This is a genomic window from Chlorobium sp. KB01 (assembly GCF_001975465.1).
In the GTDB taxonomy this organism is placed as follows: domain Bacteria; phylum Bacteroidota; class Chlorobiia; order Chlorobiales; family Chlorobiaceae; genus Chlorobium.
The window spans coordinates 49,768-68,214 of record NZ_MPJE01000115.1 but is presented as its reverse complement, the minus strand read 5'-3'; the positions used below and the strand labels follow the sequence as shown (position 1 = coordinate 68,214).

Annotated in this window: 19 protein-coding genes and 1 pseudogene; 4 read left to right on the top strand and 16 right to left on the bottom strand. The window is 50.2% G+C overall.

Annotated elements, in window-relative coordinates; genetic code table 11:
• Positions 1–6: 6 nt before the first annotated feature.
• The 12 genes and pseudogenes from gatB to BOO20_RS12150 form a co-directional block, all read right to left on the bottom strand.
• The gene (gatB, locus tag BOO20_RS12195) at positions 7–1,434 is read right to left on the bottom strand and encodes an Asp-tRNA(Asn)/Glu-tRNA(Gln) amidotransferase subunit GatB (protein ID WP_076792982.1); all 1,428 of its coding nucleotides are present in this window, start codon (positions 1,432–1,434) and stop codon (positions 7–9) included.
• Positions 1,435–1,505: 71 nt separating this feature from the next.
• Positions 1,506–2,042 (bottom strand): lipid-binding SYLF domain-containing protein, encoded by a 537-nt coding sequence (locus tag BOO20_RS12190; RefSeq protein WP_076792981.1) that lies wholly within the window; start codon positions 2,040–2,042, stop codon positions 1,506–1,508.
• Positions 2,043–2,206: 164 nt separating this feature from the next.
• The gene (locus BOO20_RS12185; protein ID WP_076792979.1) at positions 2,207–4,408 is read right to left on the bottom strand and encodes a tetratricopeptide repeat protein; all 2,202 of its coding nucleotides are present in this window, start codon (positions 4,406–4,408) and stop codon (positions 2,207–2,209) included.
• Between the two features lie 4 nt (positions 4,409–4,412).
• Positions 4,413–5,366 (bottom strand): ATP-binding protein, encoded by a 954-nt coding sequence (locus tag BOO20_RS12180; protein WP_233120985.1) that lies wholly within the window; start codon positions 5,364–5,366, stop codon positions 4,413–4,415.
• Between the two features lie 15 nt (positions 5,367–5,381).
• A complete protein-coding gene (locus BOO20_RS13195) occupies positions 5,382–5,663 on the bottom strand; it encodes a hypothetical protein (RefSeq protein ID WP_233120984.1) in 282 nt (93 codons plus the stop codon).
• 191 nt (positions 5,664–5,854) lie between these two features.
• Positions 5,855–7,180 carry a Clp protease N-terminal domain-containing protein gene (locus BOO20_RS12175; RefSeq protein WP_076792977.1) on the bottom strand — a complete coding sequence of 442 codons (1,326 nt, stop codon included), beginning with the start codon at positions 7,178–7,180 and terminating at the stop codon, positions 5,855–5,857.
• Between the two features lie 183 nt (positions 7,181–7,363).
• The gene (locus BOO20_RS12170; RefSeq protein ID WP_076792975.1) at positions 7,364–7,666 is read right to left on the bottom strand and encodes a hypothetical protein; all 303 of its coding nucleotides are present in this window, start codon (positions 7,664–7,666) and stop codon (positions 7,364–7,366) included.
• A 132-nt stretch (positions 7,667–7,798) separates the two neighbouring features.
• A complete protein-coding gene (locus tag BOO20_RS12165) occupies positions 7,799–8,830 on the bottom strand; it encodes a VWA domain-containing protein (RefSeq protein WP_006367109.1) in 1,032 nt (343 codons plus the stop codon).
• 130 nt (positions 8,831–8,960) lie between these two features.
• On the bottom strand, positions 8,961–9,971 hold the full coding sequence (locus BOO20_RS12160; RefSeq protein WP_076792974.1) for a VWA domain-containing protein: 1,011 nt from the start codon (positions 9,969–9,971) through the stop codon (positions 8,961–8,963).
• 108 nt (positions 9,972–10,079) lie between these two features.
• Positions 10,080–10,217 (bottom strand): HTH domain-containing protein, encoded by a 138-nt coding sequence (locus tag BOO20_RS13430; protein WP_368665439.1) that lies wholly within the window; start codon positions 10,215–10,217, stop codon positions 10,080–10,082.
• 138 nt (positions 10,218–10,355) lie between these two features.
• A pseudogene (locus tag BOO20_RS12155) lies at positions 10,356–11,347 on the bottom strand (ATP-binding protein); the annotation flags it as partial.
• The gene (locus tag BOO20_RS12150; protein WP_144277172.1) at positions 11,344–11,514 is read right to left on the bottom strand and encodes an ORF6N domain-containing protein; all 171 of its coding nucleotides are present in this window, start codon (positions 11,512–11,514) and stop codon (positions 11,344–11,346) included. The gene BOO20_RS12150 and the pseudogene BOO20_RS12155, both read right to left, overlap by 4 nt.
• 403 nt (positions 11,515–11,917) lie before the next feature.
• Between BOO20_RS12150 and BOO20_RS12145 the strand changes: the two genes are divergently transcribed.
• A complete protein-coding gene (locus tag BOO20_RS12145) occupies positions 11,918–12,544 on the top strand; it encodes a plasmid pRiA4b ORF-3 family protein (protein ID WP_076792971.1) in 627 nt (208 codons plus the stop codon).
• Between the two features lie 74 nt (positions 12,545–12,618).
• Here the strand turns inward: BOO20_RS12145 and BOO20_RS12140 are convergent, their stop codons facing one another.
• From BOO20_RS12140 to BOO20_RS12125, 4 genes are all read right to left on the bottom strand, one after another.
• Positions 12,619–13,593: a hypothetical protein gene (locus BOO20_RS12140; protein ID WP_076792969.1), complete on the bottom strand. Its 975-nt coding sequence runs from the start codon at positions 13,591–13,593 to the stop codon at positions 12,619–12,621.
• Entirely contained in the window at positions 13,577–14,467 is an 891-nt protein-coding gene (locus BOO20_RS12135; protein WP_076792968.1) for a DUF58 domain-containing protein, read from the bottom strand. Before BOO20_RS12135 ends, BOO20_RS12140 begins: the two co-directional genes overlap by 17 nt.
• A gap of 5 nt (positions 14,468–14,472) precedes the next feature.
• Positions 14,473–15,471, bottom strand: coding sequence for a MoxR family ATPase (locus BOO20_RS12130; protein WP_076793051.1), 999 nt, complete (start codon positions 15,469–15,471; stop codon positions 14,473–14,475).
• A gap of 97 nt (positions 15,472–15,568) precedes the next feature.
• The gene (locus BOO20_RS12125; RefSeq protein WP_076792966.1) at positions 15,569–15,796 is read right to left on the bottom strand and encodes a hypothetical protein; all 228 of its coding nucleotides are present in this window, start codon (positions 15,794–15,796) and stop codon (positions 15,569–15,571) included.
• 23 nt (positions 15,797–15,819) lie between these two features.
• Here BOO20_RS12125 and tsaD point away from each other — a divergent pair, with 23 nt between their 5' ends.
• From tsaD to carA, 3 genes are all read left to right on the top strand, one after another.
• Complete coding sequence (gene tsaD / locus BOO20_RS12120) at positions 15,820–16,872, top strand: tRNA (adenosine(37)-N6)-threonylcarbamoyltransferase complex transferase subunit TsaD (protein ID WP_076792965.1); 1,053 nt, start codon at positions 15,820–15,822, stop codon at positions 16,870–16,872.
• An 82-nt stretch (positions 16,873–16,954) separates the two neighbouring features.
• Positions 16,955–17,308, top strand: coding sequence for a preprotein translocase subunit YajC (yajC, locus tag BOO20_RS12115; protein WP_076792963.1), 354 nt, complete (start codon positions 16,955–16,957; stop codon positions 17,306–17,308).
• An 8-nt stretch (positions 17,309–17,316) separates the two neighbouring features.
• Positions 17,317–18,426 (top strand): glutamine-hydrolyzing carbamoyl-phosphate synthase small subunit, encoded by a 1,110-nt coding sequence (gene carA / locus BOO20_RS12110; RefSeq protein WP_006367116.1) that lies wholly within the window; start codon positions 17,317–17,319, stop codon positions 18,424–18,426.
• Positions 18,427–18,447: the final 21 nt, after the last annotated feature.

Sequence of the window (18,447 nt, the reverse complement as noted above, 5' to 3'; positions counted from 1 at the left end):
AAACGCTCACCCTTCGAGCTTTTTCAGCAGCACCTCATTGACCATCCGGGGATTAGCCTTGCCTTTCATCCGGCTCATGCACTGCCCGACAAAAAATCCGAGCAGCTTGGTCTTTCCCTCGCGATAGGAGGCAAGTTGTCCGGGATTGGCATCAAGAATCTCCTGGACAACCGATTCGATTGCCCCTGAATCCGAGACCTGCGCAAGACCTTCACGCTCAACAATCTCCGAAGAAGAGAGCCCATTCTGCTGCATCAGCTCAAACACCTGTTTGGCAATAGTGTTACTGATGGTACCCTTTCCAATGAGCGCGATAAGCCCGCCAAGCCGCTCGGAAGAGATGGCAAACTCGGAAATATCGAGATACTTCTCCTTAAGGGTTCGCAATACCTCACCCATCACCCAGTTTGAGGATGCCTTGCCGTCACCCGACACCCTGACTGTCTCTTCATAATAGTCAGCCACCTCCCGCTCAACGGTCAGCACTGCGGCATCATAGGCCGGAATGGCATACTCCGTGACAAAACGGGCAGCACGAACTTCGGGAAACTCCGGAAGCTGGCTCTTCATCCGGTCAAGCAGCTCCTGGTCAACAAGCACCGGAACCAGATCAGGATCAGGAAAATAACGGTAGTCATGGGCAAACTCCTTGCCCCTCATTGAACGGGTCTCACCTTTGTCGGCATCCCAGAGGCGGGTCTCCTGCACAATAACACCTCCGCCATCGAGAATTTCGCGATGGCGCTCAGCCTCGTACTCGATAGCCTTCTCGACATTCTTGAAGGAGTTCATGTTCTTGATCTCGGTACGGGTGCCATATTCCGTCGCTCCAACCGGGCGCAGGGAGACGTTTGCATCGCAGCGAAGACTTCCCTCCTCCATATTGCCATCCGAAATGCCGAGATATTTCACAATCTGGCGAATTTTCTGCAGATAGGCCGAAGCCTCTCTCGGGGTGCGCATATCGGGATAGCTCACAATTTCAAGCAGCGGAACTCCGCTCCGGTTGAGATCGATATAGGTATCATCTCCGATATCATGAATCGACTTGCCGGCATCCTCTTCAATGTGGATTCGTATCAGCCTGATATCCTTGCGCCCTTCACCGGCATCAATATGAATATTTCCCTCACTGCAGATCGGCTCCTCAAACTGCGAAATCTGGTACCCTTTCGGCAGATCGGGATAAAAATAGTTTTTCCGGGCAAGCACGGAGTGAGGTGCAATCGTGCATCCCGTTGCAATTCCGAGCTTCACGGCATCTTCAACCACCTGGCGGTTAAGCACCGGAAGAGCACCCGGCAAAGCCAGACAGACCGGGCAGACATTGGTGTTTGCCGGTTTTCCAAACTTTGCCGAACAGCCGCAAAAGGCCTTGCTGGCAGTATTAAGCTGACAATGGACCTCAAGGCCCACCACTAATTCATACTTCATTGAAACAATCACGTTAATGAACGACGCCGATTAAAAAGCCCGGTAGCCACTCTGTCTTATAAAAATCCTGTCTAATACGGCTTGTAGGAAAATTTCTGCCCGCCTACGGTCGCTTCCGCCATGACTCCGGCCTTTGGAAGAACAAAAACCGCTACGCCATTTGAAAAATCAATATTGGTCGCAGTACCCGCTGAAACAATAATTGCTGCAACCTGGGCATTCATCTCATAATTACCTTTTTTAAAGCGGTCGAGATCCTCCTTGCCCTTGAAAAAAATGATCTCTGCAAAAGACTGGCCTCCGAACTGGGGGCCTACATTGAGCTGGGTAATGGTTGAACTGCCAACAAGAGTGTTCTGCTCATAGACATATCCCTTGCCGTGCCCTCCGCCGAACATAAAAAGCCCCCCTTTGTAGACATCAGGAAAAACAACATAGCCGAATGCCTGCTCAAAAAAACGGTTCAAATCGGGAGCATTTTTTTTGAAAAAGTCAACGGATTCATTCGCCCTCTCTTTATTTGCAGGTTCCCACCCTGCTTCCGCAGGAGCAACAGAGAGAGCGGTCAGCATAAAAGCCAGCGCAAAAAGCTTCATTAACTTCATCATACAGGTTTATTTTTCATGTTCAAGTAAAATAAAACCGTAAAAATCCTTACCATGACGTACAATTCTGCAATGTACGATTTTCACCCCAATAAATCACCTCAAGGAAAAGCAATCAAAGACAGCAAGGACAACCGGGACTGCAAGGATAAGAACCAGGATTGTATCTACTGAACTATGGCTGCCTCAGGTTCACCACTATTAATGCGTTGCATGGCATTTTTCCTCTCCTCAATCTTTTTGACGACATCCTTTGCCACTTCCTGTATCTCAACTGAACTTTTCACTTCTTGACCCGTATATAAACGCAAGGCAACAACAAGTGGCTCAAGGTGCTGCTCCGCAGGTGAATCAACAAGAATCTCAAGAGCCTCTTTAGCGAACCCTGACGCTGCAAGCGCTACAAAAATAGTTATAGCAACCGATATTGATGTCTGAGGAGTGTAAACATAGTTTTTGATCAACTCAAGTACATTCTTTCGACTCTCTTCCAATTCAATTGCCTGTTGAAAAGCAGATATTGCCGCCTGAAATTTTCCCTGATATCCAAGTATTAGGCACTTGAAAAACATGGAGCCTGACGCCACCCTTACAATCTCATTTTCGGAACGACCCCTGAACATCGCTATCAGTTCATCGAACGCCTCAAGCGCTTCTGCCAGGCGCCCCATACTTCCAAGTATACAACCCTTATTGTCCATTGCTTTGGCAACTTTCGCCGCAAACAATACTTCTTCACGATCTTTGTACTTTGCTAGCAATTCATCATACACCTCAAGTGCTTCAGCCAAGCGCTCCATTCGTCCAAGTACCACGCCTTTGTTAAACAATGCCTTGGCAACTTGCTCTGCAAGTGATACTTCTTCACGACCTTTGTACATTGCTATCAGCTCATCCAGAATTGCAATTGTTTTTTCATATAGTCCATCCTTGAAAAACAGATAAGCCTTTTCAAGCAATCCGGTTATTTCCTTAAGCTCTTCACTCGTTTCTTCGCCGATACTCTTCTTCGATGCAGTTACATTCTCAACAACCAAACTATTTTTTACCTCATCACCAAGATAAGGTGACTCAAGAAAACTTTTCGGCGTAGCCAAGCCTATTTCCTCAAGAAGCTGACGATCAGAGATACTCTTGATCACCTCTTCAAAAGCGGCATAATGGTCTCGGCACTGCTCTGGCTGAAGGCTGCCTGTCTCATCAATCAATATTCTTGCCGCTGAAACCGGATCATAGAGGCTAACCATAAACTTCACTGCTGCCCTGACACGTGCGGAAGGGCCTCCATGTCGCCTCATGAGGTAGTAGATGTTGTAAATTCCTTCCGATATGCGGTACCATTTTGTCCTTTTCCCTCTTTCCTCAAATACAACTTTTCCGCGACTGACAAGTCTGCTAAGCAGGGCACTCGTAGAGTTGACATCCATTCGCGCCACCTCAGAAACCTCTTTTGCTGTCGAGAGACTCCACAGTTCAGCAAGTGCCAGGTAAACTTTCCTCTCTTTGGAAGCCATTGCGTCAAGATGGCTCTTGAAATAATCGGTATGCTCATCAATCAGGTCAATCAGATCATCCATCAATTGCCGAAAAGAGCGTTTGGCGCCAAATCTGGCGATGAGCGCTATCAGACGTGCATTTCCCCCAGTCAGAATTCGTACCGGCCTGATCTGCTCACCCGGAAGCTTCTCTCCGGCTATGAGTTCCCAAATAGTATTACACTCCTGATCATCAAGTGCCTTGAGTTCATGAATTTTAAACAATTCGAACATGGCATGTGTCGGATGATCGATCTCCTCTGATCTTCCGATTGCTGTGGCAAGCAACATTAAACGAGGCTCGTTCATCAGCGTATGTCGAAGTTTCCATGCCTCCTGCTTATCTGAAAACTCAGAAAGAAGCATATCAAGATTTTCTACAACAAGCAGAATCCGCTTACCGATCTTGTCGGCAAAATCAAGTAACAGCCCAAGGGCACGCTCTCCGAGACGCTGTTCATCAGGGTCACGACGGAGTTCATGATAGGTGCGCATCTTTTGTGCATCTCCTGTCTGTTCAGCAAGATGAAATAGTGCTTCAAGCCAGAAATCAGCAGCGGAAACAGCATTGTAGCTCTCTTCTGCAAATACAAGAGGATAACAGACTGTCTTCAATTCCTGATCACGCTCCACTTCCAGTGCAACCCGATGAACAAGCGTGGTTTTTCCACTACCTCGCGGGCCGATAACCAAAACATGCTGATTCGACGCTAAAGTATTATCCCGAATAATCCTCATGATCATCCGAAAGTCGATCAGCCTGACAACAAAATTTCCTGTCAGTTCATCGCCCTCAAGAAAAGCAGGGTTATATTTAACAAAGCGCTTTACCATTTTTTTATTTCCCCCTCTTGTTCACCGGTACATAAAACTCGGAATGAGCCTTTTTCCACCAGTCTTTCAAGAGATTTGATTCATACCTGTAAGACTCCCCACTCTTCTTGAGATAACCATCATGCTCAAGCACCCGGAGAACCTCCTTGATTGTGTCTTCGCCATCAGCATCTTTCCCTGCATACTCATGCTGAAGAGCTCGAAGTACAGGAACGGTCAAATCTCCTGCAATTGCGGTTTCCGTTAAAATAGCCAGCACAAGAGGCACTCTTTCCTTGCTGAAAAACAGTTCCAACCTTTCCTGATAGTGAGTAAGTTCAGCATGCCCTCTGATACCAAGCATCTCATGTTCATAAAGATCGTCCACCTCATCAGCAGAAAAGCATAGGTTACTTCGCCTCTCACAGCAATCCAGGACATGCGAAAAAAACAATTGGACGTGGTGAGGAATACAGTAACCAAGTTTTCTGATCATAGTCTCTTCTGCTCCACCAAGGAACTCTACCCCATAGTGCAGACTTAACGCACGCAAACATCCTTTAGCTGTCTCGGCATCCCATGGCCGGAGATCGTAGGGCTGATAATTATTGATCGTCGAACTTAGTCTTGCCTGCCTCAGCACCGGTTCAAAACCGATACTGCCCGAAAGCATTATCCTGACTTTCCCTTGATGTTCTATACTGTTTTTCCTGAGCCATGACATGAAGCGATCTACTTCTGCTATTCTCTCTTTGGTAATGACAAAATCATCACCTTTCAGCATACGATTCACCATCAGCGGCACTTCATCAATCATAAGAAGAACCGGTCGATCAGATTTCGCAAGAATCGAGAATAACGCATCACCCTTCTCCATCCAGTTTCCCGAGTTAAGCCCGGCCCTTAATTTGATGCCGATATCACCATAGCTGACCTCTTCAATACTTCCTGATACCGCGCCCCACACATTGGCAAACAAACTTTTTACCGTCTTCTAAAGTGATTCGTATGGCTTGAGTGAAAGACTGAGTTGTGCAACAGCATCTGCAGGTTCGGAATCTTTTTGAAGATCAATAAACAAGCAGATATAGCGATCAGAAAGTCTGAGCTGCAACTCCTTCATGAGACTGGTTTTCCCCATACTTCGCTGAGCGACAAGAGAGATATGCGCTCCTTCATCGATCTTTCGTGTCAGAATCCGGATATCATCCGCCCTGCCCCAGAATCGATCCCCTTCAACCCAATTTCCCTGAGCCTGTTGAAGCTTTCTTTCCATGCCATGCCCTCCTGATCAAATTCCAACATTTTTGCTGCCAACGTATTTGTTGGAATATCACAAAAACAAAACGAACAAACAAATCTATAGCCAACATTTTTGCTGGCAACAAAAGTGTTGGCTATAGAGACGGTTAATTTGTCGTTATTCGCAGGGAAATCCCGCAATGGGCAACCACAAGGGATTGCCTCCTACATCCCCCCTGCTTCCAGCTCGCGCTTCAGGGCTTCGCGCTCGATTTCGAGGCGGCGGATTTCGCGGTTAACCCGGTCAAGCTCTTCGGGGCTGCTGTCAATTTCGAGACGGAGCCGGGAAGAGGCCTCATCAATCAGATCGATTGCCTTGTCTGGCAGGAAACGATCTGAAATATAGCGGTTGGAGAGTTCGGCTGCCGCAACAATGGCAGCGTCCTTGATGCGCACACCATGATGGATCTCATACTTCTCCTTGAGGCCCCGAAGAATGGAGACTGTATCCTCTACGCTCGGCTGATCAACCAGCACGGTCTGAAAGCGGCGCTCAAGTGCGGCATCCTTTTCAATATGCTTGCGGTACTCATCAAGGGTCGTGGCGCCGATGCAGCGAAGTTCTCCGCGGGCGAGAGCGGGTTTCAGAATATTGGCCGCATCCATGGAGCCCTCGGCAGAACCCGCGCCGACAAGGAGATGGATCTCATCAATAAAAAGAATAACCTCTCCTTCAGCAGCCTGAACCTCTTTCACGACCGCTTTCAGACGCTCCTCGAACTCACCTCGAAACTTTGCTCCGGCTACAAGCTGAGCGATATCGAGCGCGGCGATCTGTTTGCTCTTGAGGTTTTCAGGCACATCACCAGCCACAATACGCTGGGCGATGCCCTCGACCAGTGCTGTCTTGCCGACACCTGGATCACCGATCAGCACCGGATTGTTCTTGGTACGGCGGCTGAGAATCTGGAGTACCCTGCGGATCTCCTCATCACGGCCGATCACCGGATCAAGCTTGCCCTTTCGGGCCTGGTCGTTGAGGTTTCGGGAATATTTTTTCAGGGAGTTATAGCTATCCTCGGCGCTCTGACTGGTAACCCTTTGAGAGCCCCTGATGGTTGTCAGCACCTTGAGAATAGCGTTACGGTTGATGCCTGCGTCCTGAAGCATACGTGAAACATTGAGCGAAGCTTCGCTCATGGCAATCAGCAGATGCTCCGAGCTGATATACTCATCCTTCAGATTCTCGGCCTCTTTCAGGGCTACGTCAAACACCTTGCCAAGATTCTGTGAGAGATACTGACCGGTAGCCGATGCTCCCGTTACTCTCGGAATCCGCTCGATTTCACGGTCAAGTGCCAGAAGAAGATTATCGGATGAAACTTCAAGTTTCTGCGCAATCTGAACAGCAATGCTACTTTTATCGTCAAGCATGCTGTGAAGCAGATGTTCCGGCTCTATCTGCTGATGCTGGCGACTACCGGCAAGGGTAGCGGCAGCCTGCAATGCCTCCTGAGCCTTGAGGGTGAATTTATTGGGATCAAACTGCATGGTTCGAACGGTTTTTTTTGTTTACGGTTCATGCGAACTGGTTACTCTATAACAATGTAAAAGCAAAAAAAGTTAATCATGCAACCCTGTTCACAGAGTGAGCATAAAAAAAGGCCGCGACACCGTAAGCTGTCGCGACCATAAATACCCATTGCACTTGCGTTCACCGCTCTTTTCCGACGTTCAGGAGCTGGCAGCACTGCCCTCATCACCCTGTTTCGGAAGATTTTTAATAAATGCACCTGCCACAAGACGGATAATCTGCGAACTGGTTGAGAGCAGTTCTGCGCTTTTCTCCTGGATGTGGCGCTGCGTAGCAACCTGATCTTTAAACAAATCCACACTCGCCTTGTCATAATTACCTTCGCTGACATAGGCATCAATAACCTCTTCAGCCTGCGAGTAGGGCATGGTTAAAACTTTCAGGCCAAGCTTGGCCCTTTCAAGAGGGTCGAGAACTTTCTGACCGGTGTTCTGCTGCTCCATAGACATACCTGTTTTTGTCTGAAAAAACAGTGCCGGGTACCGCAATCAAGAACGGTGCCGCCACCTGCGTACATAAGGAATGTAACAATTTTTTCTCAAGTGATCCTCACCCCGGCTCGCATCATCGCTTCTTTACGATTTTTGAGCCGAAGTGCGCCCTCCCCTGCCGATCATGGTTTCGACCAGCAGCAGTAACAGTCCCAAACCGAGAAAGTAGTAGTAGAGCGGTTCGCTTTCAACCGGCTCCATCACCCAGCGCGATGCTGCGGCAATACGGTTGATCCTTGCGGAGACCTCGGTGTAGACCGGCCGCTCGGCAAGGCTGTGGAAATAAAATCCTCCGGATTGACGGGCCAGATTCTGAAGCGTTTCCGGCCTGAAGCTGGTCGTAACAACCCGTCCGCGTTCATCCATCTTGAGCCCTGCTCCGCCCTCTCCAAGAGGAATCACCGCTGGACGGATCAAGCCCACCCCGATTGCAAAAACATGGATCCTTCCGTTTTTTATACGGTTTGCCGCAGCCGGAAGATCGCCGGCGTGATCCTCTCCATCGCTGAGAAGCACCATAATCTTTTCGCCTTTCGCAGCGGATGCAAGCCTGCTTTCCGATGAAGGCTCAAGAACGTTGTGAGCAAGTTCAAGAGCTGAACGGAAATCGGTTCCCTGTGCCTCGATAAGATCGGGTGAAGCCATACCGAGCAGTGCTTCAAAGGCATCCATGTCAGCGGTAAGCGGGCACTGCACAAGAGGTTTTGCGGCAAAAAGAATAATTGCCCGCCGGCCCCCTGTTACAGCACGGCTTATCCTCGATATTTCAAATTTCGCCTGCGTAAGCCGGTCAGGCTGAACATCAGCCGCCCTCATGCTGCGGGAGACATCAATCAAAAAAACCATATCAGCCCCTTTTCGCAAGATCGGCCGCCCGCCGCCTGAAAGCCTGGGGCCGGTAAGGGCAGCGAGCAGAGAGGCAATACCCAAAAAAATCATCACCTTTTTAACAATAATCACCCTGAACCCGACACCGGGCATCATCGCATCTGCCAGAGATGGTGCGACAACAACTTCACGGAGCTGAAAATGGCGAATAGCTCCATAGCCGAGAAATACGGCCAGAGGAATCAAAAGCAGCAGGTAAACGATATTTTCAGGCCAGGCAAAGGTCATGGGTTCGCTCCTCTCCGGTAGTCGGCACGATAACGGGTAAAACAGACAATGGGTCCGCTTGTCGGGATCGATTGCCGCTCAAGCCCCAGGGGGGCGAAAAGGGGTAGATGTAGAGCGGTGTCCCTAAGCATCACGGTATTCGCATCAGTCTTGTGTTGGACAGCAGTACCTCAAGAACAAGCAGCAGAACCGCCGGAAACAGCAACAGGAAAAACAACCCTGTCCGGTGCTCGACCGGGGCTCCTGCATGACGGGCTGTTTCGAGGCGTCCGATGGTTTTGATGGTGTTATCAAGTACCGAAGGATCTTCCGCCCTGAAATAGCCTCCTCCGGTAGTCCGGGCAATCCCCCGGAGTGACGCTTCATCCATGGCTGCATGGGCACTGCTTTCAGCTGAAAGATTCCCGGCACTCCCTCCGCTTTTAAATCCGGCATTGACCACATATATCCTGATGCCGTTCTGTGCAGCAAGAGTCGCCGCCGTAGCCGGCCCGACATCTCCGGTGTTGTTCTCTCCATCGGTGATCAGGATGATAACCTTCTGCAGTGACGTTGAGCCCTTGAAGCGGTTGGTTGCGATAAGAATTGCGCTCCCGATAGCTGTCCCCTCATCCTGTATCACCATCGGGGAGATATGATCAATCAGCATCGCAAGCACATCATGATCGATTGTAAGCGGGCACTGCGTATACCCCTTGCCACGAAAAACCACAAGGCCGATCCGGTCGCTGGAACGGCGGAGAACAAATTTGCGGGCAACCTCCCTTGCTGCATCAAGACGGCTTTTGCCCGAACCATCCTTCTGCAGCATCGACTCCGAAATATCAAGCGCCAGCATCACATCAATGCCCCGCGCCTCGGCTTCAGTCTGGCGGACAACCATGCGTGGACCGGCAAGGGCAAAAACACAGAGCACAAGAGCGCTCCAGCGCAGCCATTGCGGCAGATGGCGCAGCTCCCTTCTTGCCTCAAATCCGGAATCACGAAGCCGTTCAAGACCTGGAAAGAGTATCACCGGATTCTTGCCAAGCCGGACGCGCCGCACCCGAATCCATGCAAGCAGAGCAAGCAGCGGCAGGAGCAGCAGCCACCATGGTGCTGCAAGCTCAAAGCCGGGTATTCGTGCGATCCACTCCTGCATAGACTCACTTGTTTAACTCAATAACGCCAAAATTCGGTTTAACCATTGCAGAAAAGTGCATTGCTCTCCTCAGAGAACGCTCTTCAAGGATATTTTCGTTGATGCCGGTCATGCAATCACCTCCCAGTGACCACCCCTTGCAGGGCCAACACGACTCAAACGACACTGTACTTTAAGCTTGTCAATCTGCTTGAGCACTGCCCGCTTTGATATGCCCAAAGCTGATGCCAACTGTTCCGTCGTCATGGATGAATCGAAACTCAACAACTCAAGGATCTGATCTTCGGTTTTTGGTGAACTTTTTAGTGAACTTTTTAGTGAACTTTTCAACAAATCATTTGCCAACCTGAGCTCTTCCGCCGGTTTTCGGTGAACTGTTACGGTGAACAGGCAGCCGTCATGGTCATCCTGAAATTCAATCTGCGGCCAATCGCTCAAAGCGCGTTTAATGCCGGAACCAAGTCCATGATAGGGTAAAACCCCTTTGGCGACATAGGAAACCAGAATCGGGTTGCGGATGTTGGTATTTCCCCTCCGGATCTTTTCCACCGTAAGATTGTTTGGCAAGTGGCCGGGACTGATGATTTCAATACGGTTATCGAAAATAAACAAGCGAATCGGTGCACTCACCAGATAGTCCCGGTGCACCAGAGCATTGACCAAAAGTTCCTCAAAGACACTGTCCGGAATTTCAGGCGTACCCGATGCATTCACTCCTCTGCCAGCCTGAAGCTTGTGCAGATTGCGCATGACAAAGGCCAGAGAATCATCAAATACCTTTCGTAGCGAACCGGCAAAATCCTCAGTATCAAGGTAATCGGTTGAGTGAATCTGATTACCGGGATAGCGAATAGCTTTCACGACAAACTGAGGTGTTATCCACTCTGGCCGTTCAGCAAAAAGCAGCACCCCTGCAAGATTCAGAACTCCATCATCGGTGGCAAGATTCATTTTCTGCAAAAGAAGGGCCAATTCAGCCAATGAATCCGGATACTCCTGCTGGTACACATCACGCAAAAAATCACGAAATCGCAGTTTATCAAGCTTATCAATGCCAGCCTTGGTTGCCAGCTCATCTGTATGAAACTGGTTGGTAAACTGGAAAAAACGGCGCAACTCCTCCCTGGAATTCACCCGTCGCTTGTCGGCCCCGGCCTTCAGCCAGATCACTCCATTCTTGTCGAAGTAAGGCTTATCAATCTCTTTTGGTACGGTTAGCACAATCACCATGCGGCCACTCTCCAACGCAACATTCTCGTGTTGGCAAATGCCACCATCTCCGAAGCCAGCGACTCGGCATTGCGCACATCCTCCTTGAACTGTCGGGTACTGTCTTCGCCAAGAGCGATCAGGGATAAAAGATCAGCTTGCTTCATGCGGCATATAGCTCCTTTGCTTGCTCCATTTGCAACCACACCGGCACAAGCACATAGAGTTTATTGTTGTCAGTCACCACAAGATTGAGTTGCCGGGTATCAACACCATAGAGCGTAGCCAAATCACTATCAAGCATAACCTGCACACCGCGAATAGTGTAAATCATACCGGACAGTGATGCAGCAAGAATCACCAGCTCTGTAAGATAGCTATTCCCTATCATCAGATACCTCCGGATTCAGTAAAATTACAGCGCCAAGTTTCAGCCCCTGTCAGACACTCTCTGGCAATAGAGAAGATAATGCTTGATAATTTTTTTCCGGCAAATACACGTATTAAAAGGCAACAGCCTCAGAAGAAGAAGAAATATGTGACAGCAGATCAACCTTAACCATCCCGAACCCCTGTGAATTCTTTTGACATGCTTCCAGAGGCAAGCGGTAACGGTCAAAGATTGTGCAAACTGATGCAAAATAAGTATCCTAAAGCATGGTTTTATGTGATTCGCGTTGGATATTATATTACATCAGTCATGATTGCTGCTTGCTGCATTATTTTAATACAGAACTATGAAGAAGCTTGTCTATCAGTTCCGGATTACCCTGAATGTTGTTGAACCACCGGTATGGAGAGTAATTCAGGTACCTGCCGAATACACATTTTGGGATTTGCATGTGGCCATACAGGATGCCATGGGCTGGCTTGATTACCATCTTCATGAGTTCCGTAGTGACAAAAAACACAGCAGCAGTAATATCAGAATCGGTATCCCCATGAGCGAAGAGTTCGATACTCCGAGTGAACCGCTTGTCGGATGGGATGTTGAACTTGAGAATTTTTTTCATCTGCCCGGCGACAAAATGTATTACGAATACGATTTTGGCGATGGCTGGCTGCATGAGGTGCTGCTCGAAGGGATACTCCTGCGCGAAAAGGGGGTAAAATATCCAGGATGCATTGCAGGCGCGCAATCTGCTCCACCGGAGGATTGTGGTGGTCCGGGAGGTTACTATAATCTCCTTGAAATCCTTGCAGATCCCTACCATGAGGAGTATAAAGAGACTGTCGCATGGCTTCGCCATCATGCTAAAAATTATCTCCCGTTCAAACCCGATTCATTTTGCATCGAAAGCATAAAGTTCAGCAGCCCCCGAAGGAGATGGAACAGCGCTTTCGGCAATAAACGACAAGGCTGAACTGCGGGAGATTCGTCACGCTTCCCGAGGCAAACGATAAGAGGACGCCTCTGTTTAATTGTTCCGAACCCCGATTACTGCGTTGGGGGGGATTCGATGCCTTGATCTTCAGCCGGTCGGGCGGAGCGGATCACCTCTTCGGCTTTCTGGAGGGAGTTGCGGGACTCCTCGATATCGGGACGGCGGCCGGCGAACTTGACCAGATCGGCCTGTTTGAGAAGGCTCATGATGCTCTCAAAACCTGCAACGCCAAGCTTTTTCAGATCGCGCTCAATCTCCTGCGTTACCGCTTCGAGTGCCCTGATGCGGTAGTGGTTTTCAAGGAAGGAGCGCATGATGTTACTCAGCTCTTCATAGCACTCCGGTGGCGGCATTCCTGCAGAGAGCCTGGAACCGAGTTTGCGCAGCTTGCGCCGGGCAACCTGACCGGGATCAACCGTTTCGGCACTCTTGCGCACTGCCCGTTTTACGAGAAAGAGCAGCACCAGAACGACAACCGCAATGCCGAAGAGAAGTAAAATAAAGGGGAGTATCAGAAAAAAGGGAATCGAAGGTTTTTCCGGAGGTTTGATGGGCCGGAGTTCGCGCATCGAGGAGTCGGTAAGCGCCTTGACAAAAACCGGAATCGTCGCTCTATAGACAACCTTCCGGGAAATGCGCCCTTCGCTGTCGCGAAGAACAACGGTTAAAGGCGGAAGAAGCTGCCTGCCACTTCCGAAAAGAGCAAGATCGAGTTCAAAACGCTCTCTGCCGCTACCCGGAGTGGAGAGCAGGGAGGAGGCTCGCTGGAGGCTGATCAGTTCGAATTGCGGTTTTGAAGCCGGGTCAAGCCCTTCAAGCGAGGCAACCTCGCGCTCCCCGTGCTGCACCCTGATAATACAGCGGATACGGTCGCCAACGAGTACCGTGTCGGGTACAACCGTCACCCGGACACCCTGATAGAGCGGGCCTTCAACCGCCCGGATCGGAGCCGGAAGAGCAAATGCAAACAGCAGAAATAAAATCAGCCTGCATGCTCCGGTCCGAAACCATTCACACCTTGCGTTCACGATACCGGAAAAACGAGTTCAGTTCGCCGATGAAAGAGCGGTCGGTATCGAGAAAAACCGAGTCAATGCGCATGCGCCGGAGCCGCTGGCGAAGCTCTTCATAGACTCTCGACTGCTCACTGCGGTAACGCTCGATCTTGCGGCGGCTCCCTCCGTCCAGGGTGAGACGCAGGCCTGTTTCCGGCTCTTCGAGGTCAAGCAGCCCGCTGAGCGGCAGCGCTTTGTCAAGCGGATCACTCAGATGGACCAGCACAAAGTCGTGACGGGTGTTGAGCTGCTTCATCCCTTTTTCATAGTCGTTGTCAACCAGATCGGTCAGAAGAAAAATAATCGACTGCCTTCTGAGCGCGTAGCGGATAAAGATGAGCGCTGCATTGATATCGGTCTTGAGGCTCCGGGGCCTTAAGCGGAAAAGCTCTTCAAGAATAACCAGAACATGCTGGCGGCCTTTGCGTGGGGCAATAAAGGTTTCAACCCGGTCAGTAAAGACGAGAAGGCCTACCTTGTCGTTGTTCTGGATGGCACTGAAAGCAAGTACGGCGCTGAGCTCAAGGGCAAGCGCTTTTTTGCTGCGCTCCCGGCTGCCGAACTGCATTGATGCCGAACCGTCAACAACAAGCAGAAGGGTTCGTTCCCGCTCTTCGGTAAAGAGCTTGACATAGAGATCATGTTTGCGGGCGGAGGTGTTCCAGTCAATGGCCCGGACATCATCACCATACTGATATTCACGGACATTGCTGAACTCGATCCCTTTGCCCTTGAACGAGGAGTGGTACTCGCCGCTGAAGAGCTCGCTGGCCATGCTCTTCGAGCGGATTTCAACCCGTCGTATGAGTTTCTGAAGCTCTTTCAGGTACTCTTCATTGTTTTCCATAGCGCTCATGGCACCTGCACATGCTGGAGAATCTGACGGATAATATCGTCTGAACGGATATTGTCCGCCTCGGCTTCATATCCCGGCCTTATGCGATGGCGAAGGGTATCATAGGCGATTGCCTTGACATCCTCAGGGGTTATGTATGGCCGATTCTGCAAAAAGGCGTGCGCCTTGGACGCAAGCAGAAGAAAGATCGAAGCTCTGGGGGATGCGCCGTACTCGATCATGGTCTCAAGCGATTCCATACCGTAGAGTGCCGGTTTTCTGGTGGCAACGACAAGATCAACAAGGTAGCGCTGTACCCTCGGATCAACATAGATACGGTCAATCAGTCCTCTTGCCCTGGCAATATCATCCGGTTGCACGACCGCCGTAATCTCCTTGTCAGTTGCGGTTGTGGCCGACTGCAGCATAATCTCAAGCTCCTCATCGTAGGATGGATAATCGACCAGAACCTTCATCATAAACCGGTCAACCTGTGCCTCCGGGAGAAGATAGGTTCCTTCATGCTCGATAGGGTTCTGGGTAGCCAGCACCATAAAAGGCTCCTGAAGGGGAAAGGTCTGATTGCCGATGGTAACCTGATGCTCCTGCATCGCCTCAAGCAGGGCGGACTGCACTTTAGCCGGTGAACGGTTGATTTCGTCGGCGAGAATGACATTGGCAAAAACCGGCCCTTTGCGGGGATAGAACTCCATGTCTTTCGGATTATAGATCATGGTTCCGATAAGATCGGCGGGAAGCATGTCGGGGGTAAACTGGATCCGCTGGAACTTCAGATTCATGGCGGCGGCAAAGGTTCTGATAATGAGCGTCTTGGCAAGACCCGGTACCCCTTCAAGCAGGATATGACCATTAACCAGGAGGGCAATGAAGACCCGCTGGATAACCTCCTTCTGACCGATAATCCGGCGCGAAAGCTGTTCCTCTGCCTTTTCAAGAAAACGGGAGGCCTCCGAAATCTGCCGGCCCAGTTCCTCCAGTTCTACCGCATACTGCATAGCATCTCCATCGTTCATTTTCTTTGAAATAACGGCATGCTGCTGATCTCTGCAAGCCGCTCAAGTCGATGTTACCCTCCCCATGCAATCCGGAGCATCACCTCTTTTTGATAAACCCCCTGAGGCCGAATAGAATCAAGAGCAGACCGCCGACAAGCGCAGACCAGGAGTAAAGGTCGGAAAGGTAACTGAGACTGTTCCAGATACCAACTTCGGGAGCAAAGAGCAGGATCAGATCCGCTCCTACAAGTATAATCAGAACATGGAAAAAACTTACCTTGACAGGCGGTTTGCTATTTTTCTCGGGTTTGTTAGCTTTGGCCATAGCTCTACAGAAAAAATCAGTCCATGAAAATTTTAGGCATCGAAACCAGTTGTGATGAAACCTCGGCTTCCGTTATCTGTGACGGCAGGGTCGCCTCCAATGTCGTCAGTTCTCAGCGGTGTCACACGAGCTTTGGCGGTGTGGTGCCGGAACTCGCTTCAAGAGAGCACGAACGGCTTATCGTCTCGATTGCCGATGCTGCAATAACCGAAGCAAATATAACAAAAAAAGAGCTTGATGTCATAGCCGCCACGGCCGGCCCCGGCCTTATCGGTGCCGTCATGGTAGGGCTCTGTTTTGCCCAGGGTCTCGCATGGGCACTCGGAGTACCCTTCATACCGGTCAACCACATTGAGGCGCACATGTTCTCCCCCTTTATTGATGAGGGACCCTCTCACCGCGCTCCCGAAGGGGCTTTTATCTCCCTGACGGTATCGGGAGGTCACACGCTGCTTTCGGTAATAGAGCAGGACCTCTCTTATGCGGTTATTGGCAGAACGCTCGATGATGCGGCCGGAGAGGCATTCGACAAAACCGGCAAGATGCTCGGACTCCCCTACCCGGCAGGCCCGGAGATCGACCGTCTGGCAGGAGAGGGTGATCCGCAATTCCATGAGTTCCCGAGAGCGCTCACCTCCCGGTCACAGACCAGCAAAAGTTACGACGGCAATTTCGATTTCAGCTTTTCCGGCCTGAAAACCTCGGTCCTCACCTATCTGCAGAAACAGAAACCGGAATTCATAACAGCAAACATACAGAACATTGCAGCCTCCATTCAGTGGGCTATCGTCAGTGTACTGGTTGAAAAAACCATAGCCGCAGCCCGCTCCCGGGGCATAAAAGAGATCGCAATCGCCGGAGGCGTAAGTGCCAACTCGGGACTCAGAGCAATGATGCACGCTGCCTGCAAGAAAGAGGGGTTCACGCTCTATCTGCCCGGTGCCGTTTACTCGACCGACAATGCCGCCATGATCGCCACACTGGCCGGAGTAAAACTCTCACGGGGCATGAAAGCCGAACGGCTGTACAACATTGCGCCCTTCGCCAGTTTCAGCTCCGGCAGACCGAAGCCGTGATTGAAATAGTTCCATAAATACATTACATTATTGCTCACAAATTAAAGCTGTAACGATTTTTTATCCATATCACGACATAACCATGCATAACAGTATTCTCACACTGCTTCTTTTTGAGCCTCCTGCCGGCGGCCCTGCACCGAATCCCTTCCTTCAGATTGTTCCGATGGTGCTTATTTTTGTTGTCTTCTACTTTTTCATGATCCGTCCGCAGCAGAAAAAACAGAAAGAGAAGGAGAAGGTTCTCGACAGCCTGAAAAGAGGAGACAAGGTTGTCACCATAGGCGGTATTCACGGTACGGTTGCCGGAATCGACAGCGACAAAAAGACTGTACTGGTGCAGGTGAACGAAACCACTAAAATCAAGTTCGACCGGAGTGCTGTTGCCAATATTGAAGCACAGGATTCGGGCGATAAACTTACGACCAGGGAATGAGCAGAATAATGCAGCCAACTCCAGCAAAATTGGTATTGGAAAACGGATCTGTCTATAACGGAACAGCATTCGGCCATATCGGAGAGACGTCCGGCGAGGTGGTTTTCAATACATCACTGACCGGTTACCAGGAAATACTTACCGACCCCTCCTATACCGGCCAAATGGTGCTGATGACCTATCCCCTGATAGGCAACTACGGCATCAATATCTCCGATAATGAGTCATCAAAAATGTGGGCATCCGCCTTTATTGTCCGGGAGCTCTCCAATGTCCACAGCAACTTTGAAGCAACCGAATCTCTTGACTCCGCGCTCAAAAAGGCTGGAGTGATGGGGCTTGCCGGAATCGACACCCGCAAGCTTGTGCGCGAAATCCGTGAAAAAGGAGCCATGAGAGGGGTCATCTCCGCTCTTGACTCCAATAACGAAAGTCTCCATCAGAAAGCCCTGAACATCCCCGAAATGAGCGGGCAGGATCTGGTCAAAACCGTTACGACAAGCGAAAACTATACGCTTGAAAAAGCTGATGCCCGTTACCATGTTGCCGCTCTCGATTACGGCATCAAAACCAATATCCTGCGCATGCTCCAGAATTCGGGGTGCCGGGTAACGGTACTCAAGGCCGGAACTCCGGCTGAAGAGGTGATCAAGCTCAACGCGGACGGGGTATTTCTCTCGAACGGACCCGGTGATCCTTCTGCTGTCAGCTACGCAATAGAGACCATAAAAAAACTGGTTGAGTACAACCGCTCAACAAAACCGCTGCCGATATTCGGCATCTGCCTTGGCCACCAGCTTCTCGCACTCGCTTTCGGCGCTGAAACCTACAAGCTCAAATTCGGCCATCACGGCAGCAACCACCCGGTTAAAAACCTCCAGAACAGCCAGATAGAGATAACGTCGCAGAACCATGGCTTCTCGGTAAACATGGAGTCACTTCCCGAAGCTCTTGAAATGACCCATCTCAACCTCTACGATCATACAGTTGAAGGGGTAAAGCATAAAACGCTCCCCTGCTTTTCCGTGCAGTATCATCCGGAAGCAGCTCCGGGGCCGCACGATTCGCACTACCTTTTCGCAGAGTTCACCTCGCTGATGGATCAGGCGAAAAACTGACAGCAGAGGATCTCTTTAATT